Annotated in this window: 1 protein-coding gene; it reads right to left on the bottom strand. The window is 58.4% G+C overall.

The genetic code is table 11. The annotated features are described in order from the left end of the window. Window positions 1-117 precede the first annotated feature (117 nt). The coding region (dprA, locus tag AC097P_RS24355; protein WP_479612996.1) for a DNA-processing protein DprA at window positions 118-1,191 on the bottom strand (1,074 nt) is incomplete at its 5' end.

Here is a 1,191-nt window from a genome sequence, read left to right as displayed (position 1 = left end):
AGACAAGTACTTCAAACATGGACTCAATATAGCGCAGAAAATCCGAAGCAGCGGCAGATGACAGACTTTCACTGCTATTTCTCGCTTAGGCCGCACTTGCGGAACCCGAGCCGCGTATTAAGCGTGTGCGCTGCGTTGAAACAAGCCCCCAGGTAGGCGAGCAACAAGGCCGTGGATTTCCAATTCCATGAGCCGCGCCTGTAGATGGGGTGTGTCCAGTCCTGTGCGGGCCTGCAAGGCGTCCAGTCCCATAGGGTCGTAGCCCAAGGCTTCCAGCAATGGGTCACTGGGGTCAGAGCGGGTCTCTGCCTCCAGATTCATGGCACTGCCGGCTACTTCTTTCATTTGAACCGCTCGGTATGAAGCCTGAGGCAATTCTTCGAGCACATCCTGTGCGCTTTCCACCAGCTTGGCACCTTGCTTTATCAGCGAATGGCAACCACGGGCCTGCGTGGAGTGGATGGAACCCGGAATCGCAAACACCTCTTTACCCTGCTCCGACGCCAGCCTCGCGGTAATGAGCGACCCAGACAGTAATGCCGCCTCCACAACCAGCGTGCCGTTGCTAAGACCTGCAATGATGCGGTTGCGCCGTGGAAAGTTGGCCGCCAACGGCGGAGTGCCCAGCGGATACTCGCTCAGCACCACCCCGTGCTGCACGATCCGGTGCGCCAGATCTCGGTGCTGTCGGGGGTAGACACGGTCCAGCCCGGTACCGACGACCGCGATGGTTGCCAACTGCCCAGCATCCGCGCCCGCCAGAGCACCTTCATGGGCAGCACCATCCACTCCCAATGCCAGTCCCGACACAATGGTCAGACCTGCTTGCGCTAGTGACTGGGAAAACTGGCGTGCATTGGCTACACCCTGTGGCGTGGGGTTGCGGCTGCCCACTACTGCCAGGCAACGGCTGGCGCAGTTGGCAAAACTGCTGCCGTGCCAGGCGTCTGGAGAGCCCATGGCGTACAGCATCAAGGGCGGGTCTTCCATGTTGAGCAGCGACTGGGGATAGTCCACATCACCCAAGGCCAATACGCGGTGTGTTTGGGTATTGGTCTGTAACCACGTCCATGTGGTGTTCAACAAGGCCTGTAAATCACTCGGGATTTGCTTGAGAGAGGCACTTTGTTGGGTGCTGACAACCTGTTCCAAGGAAACCAGGGAGGCATCAAAAATAGTGTGTGGAAGACC

The organism is Rhodoferax sp. ZS1R8 (genome assembly GCF_056521325.1).
Note: the sequence above shows the minus strand (reverse complement) of the source record. Positions and strands in the feature narration are given on the sequence as shown.